The following is a 20535-nucleotide window of genomic DNA, read 5'->3' as shown; positions in this document are numbered from 1 at the left end:
CTGTCCCGGCTGTTCCAGCGACTCAAGCTATCCCAGCTATCCCAGGAATCTCAGGTATCCCAGCGTTGTTCTTGCCTAAAACACCTGCTTGCAGCTGTACCACGTGCGGCTACCATGCGCTGTTGCTCGTCTGCTTATTAGCTCGCTCGCTTGGAGTATCCGCTTGGAGTACTCGTCCGAAATGCCCCGCAGCAATCGTTTACTTGTGGTTTTCATGACCATCCGTCTCTTAAAACCACCACTAAACAGTCGATTTCCGGCAGATTCCAGAAATTCTCGTTTAGTGGTGGATTTGGCTCGCCGTAACTTCGTTTAGTGGCGATTTCAATTGTCGGCAATCGCGGTTGGCAACAACCCTCGGCTTGCCGGGCCACAGCTAACGGCAGTACCTCGGTCAGTGGCGAGAAGAGCATTCTGCCCTGTACACCGTGGCCGTGTCCTCACAGGCGTTCAATGGAACAGCTTGAGCACTATTATTTGTGAGTTTTCCAAGAGAAGTAACTTTCAATAAAATGCCCCTAGACTCCTCCGATAAAACTCGGTATCATTACTCACGCATCAAAAGCCGCTATAGCTCAGCTGGTAGAGCAACTGACTTGTAATCAGTAGGTCCCGGGTTCGAAGCCTGGTGGCGGCACCATTGCATTTTGACCTCCTGGGTTTCCCGGCAGGTTTTTATTACTTCTGTGTGCTTCCAATAAGTTAGCCATCGTTTACAATATATGCCTAGCACTAGCTAGCGTGAGCCATCACGAACCAGCGCTAGCCATTACTAGCTAGCGTAAACCAGCGCCCTGTACAGGTCGATATCGTATGAGGCTCTATGAACTATTCATATGAAATATGAAAGGAAATAGGATGTCTGACTATAAGAATTGGATTCCACGGGGTATGTTGGCAGCTTTGGGAGGCGGAGCTCTCGTGGCGCTTGTCGGCGTGGTGATATGCAAAATGAGTGGGACTATACAGGGCATTCGTCTCGGCGCACTGATTCTTTTTGGAGCGGCATTTGTTGCGTTCAGCTTGTTCTTCTTATGGGCAGCCTTTGCATATCGTGCGTTTTCGTATCGTGGCAGGCGACATCTTTCAAAAGACATCGTTGAAGGCGTGGCCGCATACGTGCAGCTTCCTCAGGGTGGTTTGGGACTTGATGTTGGCTGCGGAAGCGGAGCTTTGACCATAGCTTGTGCAAAAGCAAATCCTCAAGCGTCAATGATCGGGATTGACCGCTGGGGAAAGGAGTACGCTTCGTTCAGTAAGCGTCTGTGCGAGAACAATGCTCGTGCCGAGAAGATCGGCAATGCTTCGTTTCAAGCAGGCGATGCCGTAAAACTTGATTTTGCTGACGAGACTTTCGATGCGGTTGTCAGCAATTACGTTTACCACAATATAGCTCGTGTTGATCGACAGCAGCTTCTGCGCGAAACGCTCCGCGTACTTAAAAAAGGCGGTACCTTTGCCATACATGATCTTATGAGTCCTCGGCGCTATGGCGATATGCAGACATTTATACAGAGCCTGAAAGATGAGGGTTACGAGAGTGTGGAGCTTTTAGATACGGCCTCAGGAAAGTTCATGAGTATGCGCGAAAGTCGTTGGCTCATGCTCACGGATTCAAAACTCCTAGTGGGGAAGAAATAAGAAGCGCACAATATACCAAAGCACTTCTCGTTAAGAAATGGAGATTTTTTGATAAGATACGCCCGGGCGCGTGGTTTACGTTGACAAGAGCAAAGAAGCAACGTATTATTTTCCCGCTTACGAGGTGGAGAACGGAGATATTTTCTGTATATCTTGCCTAGTAGGAGCTTGAAAAGAGCACATGGGGATATGGCACAGCGGCAACTGCGGCGGACTGTAAATCCGCTCCCTCTGGGTTCCTTGGTTCGAGTCCAAGTATCCCCACCACGCCCGTGTAGCTCAGTAGGTAGAGCACTTCGTTGGTAACGAAGAGGTCACCGGTTCAAATCCGGTCGCGGGCTCCACTCTCAAGCGCGCACCGATGCCGGTGTAGCTCAGCTGGTTAGAGCACGCGGCTCATACCCGCGATGTCACTGGTTCGAATCCAGTCACCGGTACCAGATTCTTTACGGGGTACATACAGCAATGTATATACGCCGTTGGAGTATAAAAGGAAGTTTTACCACGGTCTAGCCCGAGGGTTAGTTCCAGAAGGAGGAATGGCAATGGCCAAGGAAAAGTTTGACCGCTCTAAGCCACATGTAAACATCGGTACCATTGGTCACGTCGACCACGGTAAGACCACCCTTACCGCAGCTATCACTAAGGTTCTCTCTGAGACCGAAGGCTGCAAGGCAGACTTCACTGCCTTCGAGAACATCGATAAGGCTCCCGAAGAGCGTCAGCGCGGTATTACTATTTCCGTTGCTCACGTTGAGTACGAGACATGGGAGCGTCACTACGCTCACGTTGACTGCCCAGGTCACGCAGACTACATCAAGAACATGATTTCTGGTGCAGCTCAGATGGACGGCGCAATCCTCGTTATTGCTGCTACCGATGGTCCTATGGCTCAGACCCGCGAGCACATTCTTCTTGCACGTCAGGTTGGCGTTCCTTACATCATCGTCTTCCTGAACAAGTGCGATATGGTTGATGACGAAGAGCTCATTGACCTTGTTGAGATGGAGACCCGTGACCTTCTGTCCGAGTATGACTTCCCCGGAGACGATCTTCCTATCGTCCGTGGTTCCGCTCTCGGCGCCCTCAACGGCGAGGAGAAGTGGATGGAGTCCGTCCGCGAGCTCATGCACACCGTTGATTCCTACATCCCAACGCCTGCTCGCGACAACGAGAAGCCCTTCCTGATGGCAATTGAGGATGTTATGACCATTTCTGGTCGTGGTACCGTTGCTACCGGCCGTGTTGAGCGTGGTGAGCTTAAGCTCAACGAGCCCGTTGAGATTGTCGGCATCAAACCCACGCAGCAGTCTGTTGCTACGGGCATCGAGATGTTCCGTAAGACCATGGACTTCTGTGAGGCAGGCGACAACGTCGGTATCCTTCTCCGTGGTGTTAAGCGCGAGGACATCGAGCGCGGTCAGGTTCTCTGCAAGCCCGGCAGCGTTACCCCACACAAGAAGTTCACGGGTGAGGTTTACGTTCTGACCAAGGACGAGGGCGGCCGCCACACGCCGTTCTTCTCCGGCTATCGTCCTCAGTTCTACTTCCGTACTACTGACGTCACCGGTGATATCTATGAGCTCACCGACGCTAATGGCGGCAAGGTTGAGATGGCTATGCCTGGCGACCACATCACCGTTGGCTGCGAGCTCATTCACCCGATTGCTATGGAGGCAGGCCTCAAGTTCGCTATCCGCGAGGGCGGCCACACTGTCGGCGACGGCCGTGTTTCCACCATTATTGAGTAACCTGAGCTATCAACGGGTTTACACAACCATTGGTACTAGTGACCCGGCACCCTCAAGGTGCCGGGTTTTTATGTCAGACAGTGTTTGATCAGACAGTTATACATGTTTTGTTATTGAAGAAATAGTTTTTATTGACAGAGGACGCTGCTAGGTAATAGACTTATCAATCGCGTCACATTTCGGATTAACACGTGACCGTGTTCAGGAGGCATAATGCGTACACTCGTTACTCTCGCCTGCACTGAGTGCAAGCGTCGTAATTACACTACGGACAAAAACAAGTCCAACAACCCCGATCGTATGGAGTTGAAGAAGTACTGCCCGTGGTGCCACAAGCACACGGTACACCGTGAGACTCGCTAGGCCAGTGAGTCATCTAGGCCAGTAGCTCCAATGGTAGAGCGGCGGTCTCCAAAACCGTTTGTTGAGGGTTCGAGTCCTTCCTGGCCTGCCAGATAAGACCACCGGCCTTACCCGTAAGGGTGGGCCGGTTTGCATGTTTGAGACTCCGAAAGGAATTAAGGGATGGCAAACCGAGAGCGTAACAAAAGAAGCGCCCGCAAAGCCCGTGCCGCGCAGCGCGCAGAGCGTGAAGCAACGCAGGCCGAACACGCTTCTGTCGCGGAGGCTAAGCCCGCCAAAGTTGCAAAAGCATCCGCAAAGCAGGAAAAGGCGCTTGAGCGTAAGAACAATCCTGGCTTTTTCGGACGGATCAAAAACTATTTTGCCGGCGTCCGCACTGAGATGCACCGTGTTGTGTGGCCAACCAGAACTGAGCTCGCTAACTGGTCGGTTGCTGTTATCGGCATGATCATCTTCTTCGGTCTTGTTACCTTCCTGGTAGATACCGGCATTGTGGCCGGTCTTGTTGCGTTCACGGGGCTGAGGGGATAGGTATGGCAAAGCATTGGTATGTTCTTCACACCTATTCCGGGTACGAGAACAAGGTTATGAATGATCTTGAGCATCGCGTAGAGGCGTACGGCCTTCAGGACGCGGTTGTGGACGTTCAGGCTCCCGGCGAAATGGTCACTGAAGTTAAAAAGCGTGGCGAGAAGGACGTGACTTCCACAAAAGAGGTCAAGTTCTATCCCGGATATGTTCTCGTGCGCATGGAGCTTGATGACAACACGTGGTCGGTCGTTCGCAATACCCCTGGCGTTACCGGTTTTTTGGGCGTCAACGGGAAGCCTTCGCCGCTTCGTCGTGAAGAGTTCAATAAGATGATGCGCCGTTCCGGCGGCAAGACTGACGCAGCTGTCGTAAAGCGCGTGACTACCGATGTTGAAGTTGGTCAGTCAATTCATGTGCTTTCAGGACCGCTGGCAGATTTTGACGGTATCGTGTCTGAGGTCAACGCCGAATCCGGCAAGATTAAAGTCATGCTTACCATCTTTGGACGAGAAACTCCGGTTGAGCTTACGCTTGATCAGATTTCCGTAAAGGATTAACTGTGGTAAATCCGCTTGACCTGCCTCTTTGAGGATTGCTTCTCAGGAAGAGCGCGATGATAGATCGCAAACGTACGTATTCAGGATATTCAGGAGGAGTAACATGCCCGCTAAGAAGGTTGTTAACTTCATAAAGCTTCAGATTCCTGCAGGTCAGGCAAACCCTGCGCCTCCGGTAGGACCGGCTCTGGGTGCCGCTCAGGTCAATATCATGCAGTTCTGCCAGGCGTTTAACGCCGCTACGCAGGACAAGGCCGGAGATATTATCCCAGTTGAGATTTCAGTCTATGAGGACCGCTCGTTTGACTTTATTACCAAGACTCCGCCCGCGGCTCAGCTCATCAAGAAAGAGCTCAAGCTCAAGAGCGGCTCAGGCGTTCCTCAGCGTGATAAAGTAGGCCAGCTTACCGGTGAGCAGCTTACTAAGATTGCTGAGATCAAGATGCCCGATCTCAATGCCAACGACATTGAGGCGGCAAAGAAAGTCGTCGCTGGCACCGCCCGTTCCATGGGCGTTACCATCGCCGAGTAACGTTGTTCTTCTCGCCGGCCGCGCGTCTGCGTAGCCGGCCTGATGCTTCTCTGAAAGCGACTGCGCATACAGCGCGGTCAAGATGTGGGAGAGCGTGAGCTCGTTGACCACAGGAGGTGCTACTATGCCAAAGCACGGAAAGAATTATGCTGCCGCCGCAGCAAAGGTCGAGAGCGCAAAGCTCTACACCCCTAAAGAAGCAATGACTCTTGCCAAAGAGCTTGCAAGCGCGAAGTTCGATGAGACGGTTGAAGTCGCGATTCGTCTTGGCGTCGATACCCGCAAAGCGGACCAGAACGTCCGTGGTTCCATTTCCCTTCCTCACGGCACCGGCAAGACTGTTCGTGTAGCCGTGTTCGCTGAGGGCGAGAAGGCGCGTGAGGCTGAGGCTGCCGGCGCTGATCTTGTTGGCGGCGACGAGCTTGTAGCCGAGGTCGAAAAGGGCAATCTTGACTTTGACGCGGCGATTGCGACTCCCCAGATGATGGGTAAGGTCGGCAAGCTTGGCCGCATCCTTGGACCTCGTGGTCTTATGCCTAACCCCAAGCTTGGCACGGTGACTATGGATGTCGCCAAGATGGTTTCCGAACTCAAGGCCGGCCGCGTTGAGTATCGCGCCGACCGCTATGGTATCTGCCATGTTCCTATGGGCAAGGCTTCCTTTGAGGTTCAGCAGCTTGTCGAGAATTACGGCGCGCTTTTGACTGAGATTCTGCGTGTGAAGCCTTCTTCTGCAAAGGGTAAATACGTCAAGTCCGTTGTCATTTCTTCCACGATGGGCCCTGGCATCAAGGTTGACCCCACCAAGGTTCGCAATTTCATGGAGGACTAGCGCCTCAGACGGGCGCGTGTGCGGCTTGTACGCTTCGCGTGTGTTCTTCTCGATACGAGCGACAAAGGCAATAAAGAAGTACGTGCAGATGAGGTCCGATATTTCGGGCCTCATTTTTTATACGGCATCGCGTACGAAAGAAATCATGAGAAAATGCCGTTTTGGGTTGACGCGACAGGGGATTGCGTGGGAGAATATCATCCGCAAGACGCCTGTCTTGCATTTGCACGTCCGCTGCCAAAGACAGCCGGTGCCGATAAGGCTTAAAGGGTTCTCCCGCCTGCCGAGGTGGTCTTGAAGATAGTATCCTCAGACCTCGCTTTGGTTGCAGAGCGAGGTCTTTTCATGTAGAGGGCTAACCGCGTGGCGTTCGTGCCTGATGCGTGAATGAAGGAGGTGTACTGAATGCCAGCACAGTCTAAAGTTGATATGCTCGAGAAGGTCTCCGCGTCTCTGGAGGGCTCCAAGGGTGTTTTTGTCATCGACTACCGCGGTCTTTCCGTCAAGGAGACCCAGGAGCTTCGTCGCGCGCTTCGCGAGGCGCACTCCGAGATGAAGGTGTACAAGAACAATATCGTCAAGATTGCCCTCAAAAACGCCGGCATGCCCGAGATCGACGATATGCTCGCCGGTACATGCGCATACGTTTTCTTCGAGGATGATCCTGTTGATGCAGCGAAGGTTATCAAGGAGAAGGCCAAGACGCTCAAGAAGCTTGAGTTTATTGGCGGCATCGCCGATGGCCAGGCTCTGTCTGCAAGTGACGCGCAAGCGTACGCGGATCTTCCTTCTCGCGAGGAGCTTATCGCGAAGTTTGTGTTTGTCGCCGCAAGCCCGCTTTCCGGTATTGCACAGGTTACCGCAGGTCCCGCAAGGGCTCTTGCAACAGCTCTGTCTGCAATCGCAGACCAGAAAAACGCTGCGTAACAGCAGCATAAGAACACGGCACGTAGGTGTCGATTGATGTACAAGCGGGCGCTTGCGCCCAGGCGTGAAGACCACGCCATTCAAAAAGGAGATATGACATGGCTGTCACTAAAGATGAGATCATTGAGGCCCTGAAAGAGATGCCCGCCCTCGAGCTTTCTGAGCTCGTTCACGAGCTTGAGGATGTCTTCGGCGTTTCCGCCGCTGCTCCTGTAGCGGTTGCCGCTGCTCCTGCAGCTGGTGGCGCTGACGCTGGCGCTGCTGAGGAGAAGACCAACTTTGACGTTGTTCTCGAGGGCTTCGGCGACAACAAGATTGCCGTCATCAAGGTTGTCCGTGAGCTGACTTCCCTTGGCCTCAAGGAGGCAAAAGAGGTTGTCGAGAGCGCTCCTAAGGCCGTCCTCGAGGGCGCGAAGAAGGAAGATGCTGAGGCTGCTAAGGCTAAGCTCGAAGAGGCTGGCGCTTCCGTTACCCTTAAGTAAACGAGGGTTTCACATACGCAGGAGCGAGAAGTACTTCTCGCTCCTGTTTTTGACATCAGAGGCCGGGCGTTTGTCCGGCCTCTTTTTTGATGGACGTGCTATTGCGCCGGACAGGTGTGCTTACAGCATACGGGGCGCTTTGCGGGAAGCCGGTGTTATGCGCTTTCGTAAGGCGGCGGGAGCTTACTGTTGATAGAGATACAGACAGATACAAAAGGGGAGAGGAAGACAAACCATTTCTCCACAATTTCTACACATAAATTATATGCGAAAACGTAAAACTGCAGTTGAATAATGAAAATAAACAAGATAGCGAATTAACCTCAGGAAATCAAGTATTTTTCATTGACTCTAAAACAAGACTTGACTAAATTATTACGTTGCGATAATTGCCACCTTCCACCCTTATGAAGGAGGACAACCTGGTGTCTAACGCAAAGAATGTAGCACTTACTACACCCCAGGCACTAACTGGTCGGAGGACCTTTAGCAAAATCCCAGAAGCCATGACACTCCCTAACCTCATTGAGGTACAGCGTGAGTCGTTTGAGCGTTTCATGGGTGAAGGACTGCAAGAGTCCTTCGCAGAGTTTTCACCAATCGAGAGCAACAATGGAACCATGGAGGTCATCTTTGGCGATCACCAATTTGGCGATCCTATCAGTTCCATTGCTGAATGCCGAGCCAAGGATATGACCTATCAGGCTCCGCTCATGGTTGACATCACCTTCCTTAACAAGGAAACGGGTGAGAAGAAAGAACAGCTCATTTACATGGGCGATTTCCCTCTTATGACCGAGCGGGGTACGTTTATCATCAACGGCACCGAGCGCGTTGTAGTCTCGCAGCTTGTCCGCTCTCCGGGCGTGTACTTCTCGGCTGAAATGGACAATGGCGTACTCGTTCATCACGTTCAGTTCATCCCCGCGCGTGGCGCGTGGCTTGAGTTTGAGGTCGATAAGCGCGGACACCTTGTCGTTTCCATTGACCGCAAGCGCCGCATGAGCGCGACGGTGTTTCTCCGTGCGCTTGGCATTGCCGTAAGTGATGACGAGATTCTCTCGCTTCTCGGTGATTCCGATGTTGTGCGCAACACTATTGAGCGCGATACCGCGACTACGAAAGAGGACGCGCTTCTTGAGGTGTTTCGCCGCCAGCGTCCGGGTGAGCCGCCAACCGTGGATTCTGCCCGTACGCTCATCAACAACCTGTATTTCCACCGTCAGCGCTATGACCTGGCTCGGGTTGGTCGCTATAAAATCAACAAGAAGCTGCACCTTGATACCCCTTCCGATCAGCGCGTGCTGACCAATGAAGACATCGTTTCGGCGCTTCAGTTCCTGCTTGCCGTTCACGCCGGCGATGAGTCAAAGCATCTCGATGACATCGACCACTTTGGCAACCGTCGCGTCCGTACGGTCGGCGAGCTGGTGCAAAATCAGTTCCGTATCGGCATGAGCCGTATGGAGCGCGTGGTTCGCGAGCGCATGGCTTCCCAAGATCCCGATGATATCGCTCCCGATACGCTGATTAACATTCGCCCCATCGTGGCCGCTATCAAGGAATTTTTCGGCTCTTCTCAGCTGTCCCAGTTTATGGATCAGTCTAACCCGCTTGCCGGCCTTACCCACAAGCGTCGTCTGTCCGCGCTTGGCCCTGGCGGTCTTGCGGGTCACAAGTCCGGTTCCAGCCGCCGCACCAACGTGCCAACGGCCGTCCGCGACGTCCACAACTCGCACTACTCCCGTATGTGTCCAATCGAGACGCCCGAGGGTCCGAATATTGGTCTTATCGGTTCGCTGGCTCTTTACGCCCATGTGAACGAATACGGCTTCATTGAGGCTCCGTATCGCAAGGTCGTCAACGGCAAGGCTACCGATGAAGTTGCGTGGATGACCGCGGATGAGGAAGAAAATCACATCATCGCTCCCGCGAATACGCCCATTGATCCTAAGACGGGACGTTTTGTCGAGATTAACCATGAGGGTAAGGTGGTCAACGCTGAGCGCGTTATCGCTCGTACGCGCGACTTCGACGGTTCGTTCGGCGCGCCTGCGCAGGTGCCTGTTGAAGACGTTGACTATATGGACGTCTCTCCTCGCCAGCTTCTTTCTGTCGCGGCAAACCTGATTCCGTTCCTTGAGCATGACGACGCTAAGCGTACGCTCATGGGTGCGAATATGCAGCGTCAGGCTGTGCCTTTGATTCGCTCCCACGCTCCGTTTGTGGGCACGGGCATGGAGGCTCGCGCGGCGCTTGACTCCGGTGAGCTCATTTGCGCAAAGCACGATGGTGAGGTCACTGAGGTGGACGCGGCGCACGTGACCGTGTACTCCGATGAGTACGGCTCGGAGACCTACGACCTTCCCAAGTATGAGCGATCCAATCAGTCTACCTGCATCAATCACCGTCCTATTGTCCATTTGGGCGATAGGGTAAAGCGCGGCCAGCCGCTTGCCGATGGTCCTTCCGTGGACCACTCCGAGCTGGCGCTCGGCGCTAACCTTACAGTGGCGTATATGCCGTGGGAAGGCTATAACTACGAGGACGGTATCATCGTTTCCGAGCGCGTGATGCAGGAGGATTTGCTGACTTCCGTTAACATCTCCCGTCACGAGATTGACGCGCGCGACACCAAGATCGGCGCTGAGGAAATCACCCGTGAGATCCCCAACGTTGGTGAGGACATGCTCGCCAACCTTGATGAAGATGGCATCGTCCGTATCGGCGCGGAGGTAGGCCCTGGAGATATTCTCGTGGGTAAGGTAACGCCAAAGGGAGAGACTTCCGAGACCGCGGAGGCCAAGCTTCTGCGCGCTATCTTCGGCAACAAGTCCAATGACGTCCGCGACACTTCGCTGCGCGTGCCACACGGTTCGTACGGTCGTGTCGTTGACGTGGTGCGTTTTGACCGCAAGGAAAAGAATTCTGACGAGAAGGGCAACGAGCTCCAGCCGGGAATCAATACCCTTGTCCGCGTCTACATTGCTCAGCGCCGCAAGATTCAGCAGGGCGATAAAATCGCCGGACGCCACGGCAACAAGGGCGTTATCTGCAAGGTTCTTCCTGTTGAGGACATGCCTTATATGGCGGACGGCACTCCAATCGACGTTATTCTCGACCCGCTGGGCGTTCCTTCACGTATGAACGTCGGCCAGCTGCTTGAATGCCACCTTGGTTGGGGAGCGGCACACGGTTGGGATGACACTGACGCCGATTCCAAGCGCTATGTACCCGGACCTATTCCCGTGTCAACGCCGCTCTTTGACGGTGCAACGGATACGGCCGTGGCGGAGATTATGCGCCGCACCAATATCAACATGATCAATAAGGCGATGCAGGACTACGGCGAGTACATGCGTGAAGAGTTTGTTCCGCAGCTCAATGAGCGCGGTAAGACGACGCTCTATGACGGCCGTACGGGTGAGGCGTTCAAGAGCCCCGTTACCGTTGGCTGCTCCTATATCCTGAAGCTCGGCCACATGGTTGACGATAAGATCCACGCCCGCTCGACCGGACCATATTCTCTCGTTACTCAGCAGCCTCTGGGCGGCAAAGCTCAGTTCGGCGGCCAGCGCTTCGGCGAGATGGAAGTCTGGGCTCTGTACGCGTACGGCGCCGCCAATGTGCTCCAAGAGATCTTGACCGTCAAATCTGATGATACGAACGGTCGCGTAAAGACCTACGAGTCCATCGTCAAGGGCGAGAACATTCCTGTGGCGGGCATTCCCGAGTCCTTCAAGGTTCTTGTGAAGGAGATTCGCTCGCTTGCGCTTGACATCGAGCCCATCTCATACCGCAAGCGTACCGAGCGCGCTCATAAACCGGCAGAGGAGTCTGCTGAGGATGCTCTCGATGTTCTTGCCGGTCTTGGAGCCAGCGAGCTTGACTCCGACCTGTCCCAAACTGTTGACGACGCGGCAGCGCTCGTTGGCGACGCGACCACCGATAAGGAGTAGCGACTGTGGCAGATTTCGATTCCACTGATTTTGACGCCATCAAAATTTCTTTGGCGTCCGCTGAAGATATCCGCAAATGGTCCCACGGCGAGGTAAAGAAGCCCGAGACTATCAATTACCGTTCTTTGAAGCCGGAGCGCGACGGTCTTTTCTGCGAGAAGATCTTTGGCCCGGTCAAGGACTGGGAGTGTAACTGCGGTAAGTACAAGGGCATCCGCTTTAAGGGTATTGTCTGCGAAAACTGCGGCGTTGAGGTAACTACCGCCAAGGTTCGCCGTGAGCGCATGGGCCACATTGAGCTTGCCGCTCCGGTTAGCCACATCTGGTATTTCAAGAGTCCGACGAGCTTCCCGCTCGCGCGTCTTCTCGACATCAAGAGCAAAGATCTCGAGAAGGTCCTTTACTTTGCCTCGTATATCATCACGAGCGTCGACACCGAGGCTCGCGAGGCTGACGCTGACGACCTCCGCGAGGAGCTCGCGGCTGATCTTGAGGAGCTTGACGCTGAGCGCGACGACCAGATTGCTCGTCTCAAGGAGCAGGGCAAGCCCGCCGGCGATGAGTTTGACGATTTTGAACCTCTTTCCGAGGACGAGATTCGCGCTGGTATCGCTGACCTCGAAGAAGAGTATGAAGAAGAAAAGGTGCTCCGCCGCGAGGCCTACGAGAAGTTCATGCAGCTTGAAGCTCGTGAGCTGATTACCGACGAAGGACTCTTTTCCGAGTTGAAGCGCTATTACGGCATTTACTTCAAAGGCGGCATGGGAGCCGAGGCCATTCGTGAGCTTATCCGCGGCGTTGACCTTGAAAAGGAAGCCGAGGAGCTCCGCGCGATTATCGCCAATGAAGACGCTCAGAAGCAGAAGCGCGAGAAAGCCATTAAGCGCCTTGAGATTGTGGACGCTTTCCTGAAAGGCGGCAACGATCCTGCCAATATGATTTTGGATGTTGTACCCGTCATTCCACCTGACCTTCGTCCTATGGTTCAGCTTGACGGCGGCCGCTTCGCTGCTTCCGACCTGAACGACCTCTACCGTCGTGTTATCAACCGCAATAATCGTCTGAAGCGTCTGCTCGACTTGGATGCGCCGGCTATTATCGTTAACAACGAGAAGCGCATGCTTCAGGAATCCGTTGACGCCCTCTTTGACAACGGGCGCCGTGGGCGTCCGGTAACGGGTCGCGGCGGTCGTCCGCTGAAGTCCCTTGCCGAGGCTCTGAAGGGCAAGCAAGGTCGCTTCCGTCAGAACCTTTTGGGTAAACGCGTCGACTACTCCGGTCGTTCGGTTATCGTTGTCGACCCCTATCTGAAATTGCACCAGTGCGGTCTTCCTTCTGCCATGGCTCTTGAGCTGTTCAAGCCGTTTGTCATGCGCCGCTTGGTTGAGCTGCACAAGGTTGAAAACGTCAAGGGAGCCAAGCGTGCCATCGACCGCGGTCTTCCCGCGGTGTGGGACGTTCTGGATGAGGTTATCCAAGACCGTCTTGTGCTGTTGAACCGCGCACCTACGCTTCACCGTCTTTCCATTCAGGCATTTGAGCCCGTCCTTGTCGAAGGTAAGGCAATTCACCTGCATCCTCTGGTTTGCGCACCGTTTAACGCGGACTTTGACGGCGACCAGATGTCGGTCCATGTGCCTCTTTCTACTCAGGCTCAGACCGAGGCGCGCGTCCTCATGCTCTCCTCCAACAACCTGCGCAGCCCCGCGTCGGGTAAGGTGCTGACCGTTCCTTCACAGGACATGGTCTTCGGCGTGTACTTCCTGACTTCAGAGAAATCGGGCGAGCAGGACAAGACGCTGACATTTGCCAGCTTCAACGATGCACTTCTCGCTATCGATACGCATCCCGATCAGGATATCCAGGCGAAGGTAATCGTTCGCGTCAGCGCGGCGGACGCAAACGCGCATAACGAGCAGGGCCGTCCGGTCTTCCGTATCGTATGCGGCCGCGGGCAGTTTGAGGATCTCGATGTTTCCGAGCACCCGCAGCGCTTTGAGACTACGGTCGGACGCATCATCTTCAACCGCCAGTGCCTGCCTGAGGATTATCCGTTCATCAACTATAAGATGGTCAAGTCCGATATCGGTACGCTGGTCAATGACTGCTGCGACCGCTATCCGATGGCTGACGTGGAGCCCATTCTTGACGCCATTAAGACGACCGGCTTCCACTACGCGACTATTGCCGGTCTGACGGTATCCGTGTGGGATGCGGTAATCCCCGAGCATAAGACTCAGCTTTTGGCTGAGGCTCAGAAGCGCGTTGACCAAATCAACGAGTACTATGAGGACGGCTTCCTTTCGGAGCGCGAGAGACACACCGAGGTCGTTAACGCGTGGACCGAGTGCACCGATATGCTTGGCTCTGAGATGCTTGAGGGCTTTGCCGAGAATAACCCCATTTACATGATGGCTGATTCCGGTGCCCGTGGTTCCAAAACGCAGCTTCGACAGCTCGCCGGCATGCGCGGTCTTATGGCTGACATGTCCGGTGAAACCATCGACCTTCCCATTAAGGCTAACTTCCGCGAAGGCTTGCAGCCGCTGGAGTACTTCATTTCTACCTACGGCGCCCGTAAGGGCCTTGTCGATACGGCTTCGCACACATCCGATTCGGGCTATCTGACTCGCCGTCTTGTTGACGTAGCTCAAGACGTCATCGTTCGCGAGGAGGACTGCGGCACCGATGAGGCGGTCACCTATCCTCTTATCAAGCCCGGTCAGACCTCAGTCGACGCCGATCTTGTCGGTCGTTGCACGCTTGAGGATATCGTTGACCCTGAGACCGGCGAGGTTCTTATCGCCGCGGGCAACTACGTGGAGTCCGTTGACGACCTCAAGCGCCTGGTTGAGCACGGTCTCAAGAAGATTCAGCTCCGCGCGCTTCTGACCTGCAAATCTAAGTATGGCGTTTGCCAGAAGTGCTACGGCTGGGATCTTTCCACCCGTCGTCCCGTCACCATTGGCACGGCGGTCGGCATTATCGCCGCTCAGTCCATTGGCGAGCCGGGTACTCAGCTGACGATGCGTACCATTCACTCCGGCGGTGTTGCCGGTGCGGACGATATTACGCAGGGTCTTCCGACCGTTGCCCGCATGTTCGATGTCGTTGGCAATGTTAACGAGAAGATCCTTGGCCGCGAGGCCGATCTTGCTCCTGTTTCCGGTACGCTGATGATTACGCCGGAAACTACCGAGTACCTGCTGCGTATTGTCGATTCTGACGATACATCACGCATCCTCGAGGAGTGGCGCGTTCCGGCGTCCGTTCGCTTCATGCCTGGCATTGAGGAGGGCGTCGAGGTTCGCGCGGGCGATCAGATTACCCGCGGCTTCGTCAATTTCCGCCTGCTGCGCAAGCTTACGGATATCGAATCCACCATGCACACGTTTGTCGAGTCCGTCAAGGATGTCTACACCTCCCAGGGCGTCGATTTGAACGATAAGCACATCGAGGTTATTGCCCGCCAGATGCTTCGCCGCGTTCAGGTTACCAACCCGGGCGACTCCCAGTATCTGCTCGGTCAGTATGTCGACCGCTATATCTTTGCGGATACCGTTCGCAATATCGCTCTTGCAGGAGGCACGCCGCCTGAGGCTGAGCCTGCTATTCTCGGCACGCTTAAAGTCGCGAGCTCCATCGATTCCTGGCTGTCAAGCGCGTCGTTCATTCGTACGGCAGGCGTTCTGACGGCCGCCGCTATCGGGGGCGATGTGGACCACCTGCTCGACCTCAAGTCCAACGTCATTGTGGGCAAACAGATTCCGGCGGGTACCGGTCTTTCCGCCTACCACGACGTCGAGCTCACCTATCACGGCGAGAAGATCGACGGCCCCACTACCGACAAGGCTAAGACGCTGCCCGACTGGGCGCCTCAGAGTCTCAAGGACATCGAGGAGAAACTTCCCAAGCAGCTTGACTGGGTGGGCGATGAGTACGGCAACGGAGGAATCTTCTCCAAAAACGGCCGGACACTCTCCAGCGAAGACGCCAAGCTGTACCTCTTTGATGATCTTGGCGTGTCACAGCGCTGGACCAATAAGTTCTCGGAGGTCGGCATTGAGACGGTCGGCGATCTTATCGGTAAGACCGAAGATGACCTGCTGCGCATTGACGGCATTGGGGCAAAGGCTATAGAAGAGCTCCGCGAGGGACTTGATGCTCGCGGCCTTCTGTACATCCTTGAGCCTGATGATGATGAGGCCGATGCTGAAGATCTTTCTCAGCTGCTCAATATGGTCTTCTCGCCAGATGCCGATGGAGGTCTGATGTTGGGCACCGCCGCTCCGACCACTCATAGTGATTCTGATTTGGAGCTTATCGGCGGCAACAGCGCTGACGGTCAAAATGCCGACGTTATCAATGAGGATCTCGGTTCTCTCGATGATCTTCTCTCTCAGGTTGTGCGTCTCGACGCGCAGGCTGACGCGGAGGGTGATACTGAGTAAACCAGCAAGCATGGTAAACCGGTAAGCCTGGCAGATTTGGTAAGTCCAGTAAGCTTGGCGAGCACAGGAGATTCGGCAAACATACCTTGGTATGCGAATGCTTTCATAGGGAGAGGAGCCTCGGCCTTGGTCGGGGCTCCCTTGCGTTTGGAGTACACTTTTGCTGATATGTCGACGAAAGGGTTGCAATGAGCGACGTAGATGAGAAAGATATAAACGATATGAATGCGGAATGCGGTCCCATTTCCGATGAAGCGCTCCGTGGTTTTTTGAACGATGACAACGTTATCTGTGACGCCACGCAAATTTTTGACGCGCTATCGGACTTTACGCGCTTTCAAATCCTCGGCGCTCTGACTCTGGGCGAAAAAAGCGTGACTGAGCTGCAGGATCTTTTGCCGGTCTCTCAGTCGGCTACGTCGCATCAGTTGCGGCTTTTGCGCGATAGGGGACTGGTGACTGCTAAAAGAGACGGCCGCCGTGTCATTTATTCTCTTGCAGACGAGCACGTTATCACGCTTATCAGCGTTGGTCTCGCGCACGCTGCGCATCTGCACTAAAGCGGTTTCACCGAAACGGTGCACTAAAACGTTGCGCCGCTTATCGATTGGCGAGAAAACCGGCGTACTTTACGCTTCGTTTCAAGTATGCTTATAGAATTAAACATTGGTAGATTTTATGGATACGGATACCTGCCATAAGGTATGCGTTTGCATACGAGAAACATTCCAGGAGGAATGATGGGCGAATATCGCGTACTGGAGGTCAAGCAAAGCGTCTTTGCATCCAACGAGAAAGAGGCGGACAAGCTCCGCGCCGACATGAAGGAAAAGGGAACCCTGCTGATTAACCTCATGTCGTCTCCTGGTTCCGGCAAAACGACCACACTTTTGCGTACCATTGACGCGCTTAAGAATCGGCTAAGCATCGCCGTTATGGAGGCGGACATCGATTCCGACGTTGACGCCGCCGCCATTGCAACAACGGGTGCCCGGGCGATACAGCTCCATACGGGAGGCATGTGTCATCTTGACGCGGCCATGTGTGCCCAGGGGCTTGAAGGTCTCGCGGCAGGCGACTCTGACCTCATCTTCCTTGAAAACGTTGGTAATCTGGTGTGTCCCGCAGAATTTGACACGGGAGCAGGCGTCAACGTCACCATACTTTCAGTGCCCGAAGGCGACGATAAGCCCCTGAAGTATCCGCTTATGTATCAGGTCTGCGACCTGGTGCTCGTTAATAAGATCGATGTTGCGCCTTACTTTGATTTCGACCTTGATAAGCTGCGTAAAAATGTTGCGGCACGCAATCCTCATGCGAGAGTTATTCCTCTTTCCGCCAAGACCGGCGAGGGAATGGATGCGTGGTATGAGTGGCTCTGCGAGCGCGTGGCTGCATGGAAGGCAGAGCGGTAGTTTTTACAAGAACAAAACAAGGACAAGACCGCTTCTTGTCCAAAACAGCAGATTCGGCCAGATAGGAGAGGGAAATGGCTGAGGAGATTCCGGTTCGAGTAACTCCGTCTGACGGCAATCCCATGCGCGGAAATTTGACTGACGCGGAGATTACGGCTCGAAATGTATTGCCCACGACAAATCCTGCGGGTGAGGCTATCCGCGTAATCGCAGAGAATCACATTACTGAAAATGAAGACGTGGTTCTGTATCGCAAGCCGGATCCAAATGAGCCCGGCCCTGCCGCTGCCGAGCCGTTTAAGCCCGGTGTTCGCGATGAGGTTCAAAAGATTACCGACCGCCTGGGCCATAAAGTCACCAAGGATGACCCCGAGTATTGGGGCATAGCTTCCGTCATGACCGAAGAAGAAGCTGCTGTTACCAAGCAGATGAAGGTGCGTGTACCCATGACCTTCTCGGCACTTCAAAGCGCTACCGGTCTTGAAGCGGCGCGGTTGCAGGAGCTTCTCGACAGCATGTCCATTAAAGGCATCATCGAGTACAACTGGGAAAATGCCGCGCGTGAAAAACAATACGTGCTTCCCATGTTTGTGCCCGGCTCCGCTGAGTTTACCGTGATGAACGAGCGCCAGCTCGAGGAGCATCCGGAGATAGGTACGCTGTTTGAGCGCATGACGTATCTGCCGCTGAAGATGGCGACAAAGCTGGTGCCTCCCGGAGGCGCTGGCATAGGCATGCACGTAATTCCCGTCGAGCGTTCCATTGAGCAGGTCAATCATACGGTTTCGGTAGAGCATATCTCGCATTGGCTCAAAAAATACGACCGCTATGCCGCGACGCCTTGTTCGTGCCGGCTTGCCGAACGCGTTCGTGGTGACGGGTGCGCCGACGATCCCGAGGACTGGTGCATTGCCATCGGCGACATGGCCGATTACTGCGTGGAAACTGGCAAAGGCCACTACATCACCTACGACGAGGTCATTGATATTTGCCAGCGTGCCGAGAAGAACGGCTTTGTCCATCAGATCACCAACATTGACGGCGAGGACAAAGTCTTTGCTATCTGCAACTGCAACGTGAACGTGTGCTATGCGCTGCGTACCTCGCAGCTGTTCAATACGCCCAATCTTTCCCGCTCGTCTTTTGTGGCCCATGTGGACGCGGAAAAATGTGTGGCCTGTGGCGGCTGCGTGGAGGTGTGTCCGGCAGGCGCCCCTCAGCTGGGACAAAAGCTTTCAACCGTCAACGGCCAGCTTACCTATCCCACACAGGACCTTCCGGACGACAAGTTCTGGGGCGAAGCCGACTGGGACTGGAATTACAAGAACAACAACCGCATTGAGTGTCATGATACCGGTACCGCTCCCTGTAAAGTTGCCTGCCCGGCTCATATTTCGGTGCAGGGATATCTCCGTATGGCAGCCGAGGGTCGCTATCGCGATGCCCTTGAACTCATCAAGAAGGAAAACCCGTTCCCGGCAGTCTGCGGGCGCGTGTGCAATCGCCGCTGCGAGGCAGCCTGTACGCGCGGTACCGTTGACGAAGCTATCGCCATCGATGAAGTCAAGAAGTTCATTGCCGAGAAGGACCTTGAGGCAGAGCATCGCTTTGTTCCCGAGCCGGTTATCCCCTCAAACCGTGGCGGCTTCAAAGAAAAGATTGCCATTATCGGCGCCGGTCCCGCCGGCCTTTCCTGCGCTTTCTATCTTGCGGAACGTGGATACAAGCCGGTGGTTTTCGAAAAGAATCCACTGCCGGGCGGCATGATGGTCTACGGCATTCCCGCCTATAAGCTTCAAAAAGACGTTGTGGCCGCGGAAATTGACGTCTTGCGCGAAATGGGCGTTGAGATTCGCTGCGGCGTTGAAGTGGGCAAGGACATCTCTTTGAGCGACTTGCGCCGTGACGGCTTCAAGGCATTCTATGTGGCTATCGGCTGTCAAGGGGGCCGTAAGGCTGGCGTTTCAGGTGAAGACGCTGACGGCGTTACCACCGCCGTTGAGTTTTTGCGAACGGCTCTGGATAATCCGGAGCATGTCGTTTCCGGAAAGACCGTGGTCGTCGGTGGTGGCAACGTTGCTATCGATGCCGCTCGCGTGTCTATGCGCTGCGGCGCTGAGTCGGTAGCTATGTACTGTCTTGAGCAGCCTGATGAAATGCCCGCGCTTCCCGAAGAGATTGCCGAGGCTCACGAAGACGGTATTACCATCAATAACGGCTGGGGACCGGCCGCAATAGAAACCACGGAAGACGGCCGTGTCCGTGGCGTTACGTTTAAGCGCTGCACACAGGTGTTTGACGAAAACAAGCGCTTCTCGCCACGCTATGACGAGACCGACACAGTCTTTGTTGAAGCCGATAACGTGGTGCTTTCCATTGGCCAGTCCATCGAGTGGGGAAATCTGCTTGAGGGCGAGGCGGTGGAGCTTGGTCGCGGCAAGGGGGCTGTGGCTAATCCCAAGACGTACCAGACGGCGCAGCCTGACATTTTTGTCGGCGGCGATGTATATACCGGTCCGAGTTTTGTTATCAACGCTATTGCCGCGGGTCATGAAGCTGCGGTTTCGCTGCATCGTTTTGTGCAAGCGGGATCATCGCTTACCATCGGCCGCAATCAGCGCCATTACGTTGAGCTGGATAAAAGCGAGATTGAACTTAATCCTGATTCGTACGATCATGCAGGCAGACAGGTTCCTGCGTGCGGAAAAGTTGAGAGTATTCGCCATAACTGGAGCGATGTTCGCAAGACATTCACGCCTGAGCAGGTGCGCATTGAGACTGCTCGCTGCCTTAAGTGTGGTGCGTCCGTGGTTGATGCCAACAAATGTATCGGCTGCGGCTTGTGCACGACGCGCTGCGAATTTGACGCCATCCATCTTTTCCGAGACAACCCCGAGTGCTCCACGATGGTACGTGCGGAAGACAAGAAAACAAAGATCTTGGGATATATTGGCAAACGCGCCGTTAAGATTATCAAGAACAAGAAGCGCAGCGTGAAATCCGCAAAGCCCGAGTCGCACGTGACCACCGATGAGCTTGGTAACCCGGTGCCGGCTGGTAGTATGGACATTTCAAGCTGACGTTGATTGCGCCA

The 20535-nt window shown here is 54.5% G+C and carries 15 protein-coding genes, 5 tRNA genes and 1 other annotated feature; all 20 genes read left to right on the top strand.

Going from position 1 to position 20535, the window contains the following annotated elements; all coding sequences use genetic code 11:
• Window positions 1-564 precede the first annotated feature (564 nt).
• Window positions 565-640, top strand: a tRNA-Thr gene (locus tag QM016_RS03105).
• 218 nt (window positions 641-858) lie between these two features.
• Window positions 859-1641, top strand: coding sequence for a class I SAM-dependent methyltransferase (locus QM016_RS03100; protein WP_282710126.1), 783 nt, complete (start codon window positions 859-861; stop codon window positions 1639-1641).
• A 183-nt stretch (window positions 1642-1824) separates the two neighbouring features.
• Window positions 1825-1908, top strand: a tRNA-Tyr gene (locus QM016_RS03095).
• A 1-nt stretch (window position 1909) separates the two neighbouring features.
• A tRNA-Thr gene (locus QM016_RS03090) sits at window positions 1910-1985 on the top strand.
• 19 nt (window positions 1986-2004) lie between these two features.
• A tRNA-Met gene (locus QM016_RS03085) sits at window positions 2005-2081 on the top strand.
• Window positions 2082-2186: 105 nt separating this feature from the next.
• Window positions 2187-3392: an elongation factor Tu gene (tuf, locus tag QM016_RS03080; RefSeq protein WP_016477859.1), complete on the top strand. Its 1206-nt coding sequence runs from the start codon at window positions 2187-2189 to the stop codon at window positions 3390-3392.
• 213 nt (window positions 3393-3605) lie between these two features.
• Complete coding sequence (gene rpmG, locus QM016_RS03075) at window positions 3606-3755, top strand: 50S ribosomal protein L33 (RefSeq protein WP_012809261.1); 150 nt, start codon at window positions 3606-3608, stop codon at window positions 3753-3755.
• Window positions 3756-3770: 15 nt separating this feature from the next.
• A tRNA-Trp gene (locus tag QM016_RS03070) sits at window positions 3771-3846 on the top strand.
• 71 nt (window positions 3847-3917) lie between these two features.
• Window positions 3918-4286: a preprotein translocase subunit SecE gene (gene secE, locus QM016_RS03065; protein WP_016477858.1), complete on the top strand. Its 369-nt coding sequence runs from the start codon at window positions 3918-3920 to the stop codon at window positions 4284-4286.
• Window positions 4287-4288: 2 nt separating this feature from the next.
• Window positions 4289-4843: a transcription termination/antitermination protein NusG gene (gene nusG, locus QM016_RS03060; RefSeq protein WP_282710125.1), complete on the top strand. Its 555-nt coding sequence runs from the start codon at window positions 4289-4291 to the stop codon at window positions 4841-4843.
• Window positions 4844-4946: 103 nt separating this feature from the next.
• On the top strand, window positions 4947-5375 hold the full coding sequence (gene rplK, locus QM016_RS03055) for a 50S ribosomal protein L11 (protein ID WP_282710124.1): 429 nt from the start codon (window positions 4947-4949) through the stop codon (window positions 5373-5375).
• Between the two features lie 124 nt (window positions 5376-5499).
• Window positions 5500-6207, top strand: a complete 708-nt coding sequence (gene rplA / locus QM016_RS03050; protein WP_016477855.1) for a 50S ribosomal protein L1 — start codon at window positions 5500-5502, stop codon at window positions 6205-6207.
• A gap of 18 nt (window positions 6208-6225) precedes the next feature.
• On the top strand, window positions 6226-6474 hold the full coding sequence (locus QM016_RS03045) for a hypothetical protein (RefSeq protein ID WP_282710123.1): 249 nt from the start codon (window positions 6226-6228) through the stop codon (window positions 6472-6474).
• Window positions 6427-6560 (top strand) — a sequence feature (ribosomal protein L10 leader region). Its footprint overlaps the gene before it by 48 nt.
• A 52-nt stretch (window positions 6561-6612) precedes the next feature.
• Window positions 6613-7134 carry a 50S ribosomal protein L10 gene (gene rplJ / locus QM016_RS03040; RefSeq protein WP_016477854.1) on the top strand — a complete coding sequence of 174 codons (522 nt, stop codon included), beginning with the start codon at window positions 6613-6615 and terminating at the stop codon, window positions 7132-7134.
• 98 nt (window positions 7135-7232) lie between these two features.
• Window positions 7233-7616: a 50S ribosomal protein L7/L12 gene (gene rplL / locus QM016_RS03035; RefSeq protein WP_016477853.1), complete on the top strand. Its 384-nt coding sequence runs from the start codon at window positions 7233-7235 to the stop codon at window positions 7614-7616.
• Between the two features lie 407 nt (window positions 7617-8023).
• Complete coding sequence (locus tag QM016_RS03030) at window positions 8024-11575, top strand: DNA-directed RNA polymerase subunit beta (RefSeq protein ID WP_349237899.1); 3552 nt, start codon at window positions 8024-8026, stop codon at window positions 11573-11575.
• Between the two features lie 5 nt (window positions 11576-11580).
• Complete coding sequence (locus QM016_RS03025) at window positions 11581-16026, top strand: DNA-directed RNA polymerase subunit beta' (protein ID WP_282710121.1); 4446 nt, start codon at window positions 11581-11583, stop codon at window positions 16024-16026.
• Window positions 16027-16214: 188 nt separating this feature from the next.
• Window positions 16215-16586 (top strand): metalloregulator ArsR/SmtB family transcription factor, encoded by a 372-nt coding sequence (locus QM016_RS03020; protein WP_282710120.1) that lies wholly within the window; start codon window positions 16215-16217, stop codon window positions 16584-16586.
• Between the two features lie 180 nt (window positions 16587-16766).
• The gene (gene hypB, locus QM016_RS03015; protein WP_282710119.1) at window positions 16767-17441 is read left to right on the top strand and encodes a hydrogenase nickel incorporation protein HypB; all 675 of its coding nucleotides are present in this window, start codon (window positions 16767-16769) and stop codon (window positions 17439-17441) included.
• Between the two features lie 74 nt (window positions 17442-17515).
• Entirely contained in the window at window positions 17516-20521 is a 3006-nt protein-coding gene (locus QM016_RS03010; protein ID WP_282710118.1) for an FAD-dependent oxidoreductase, read from the top strand.
• The last annotated feature ends 14 nt before the right edge of the window (window positions 20522-20535 follow it).

This window comes from Lancefieldella sp. Marseille-Q7238 (assembly GCF_949152215.1).
Classification (GTDB): domain Bacteria; phylum Actinomycetota; class Coriobacteriia; order Coriobacteriales; family Atopobiaceae; genus Lancefieldella.
The sequence above is the reverse complement of the archived record's forward strand: the minus strand, read 5'-3'. Positions and strand labels throughout refer to the sequence as shown.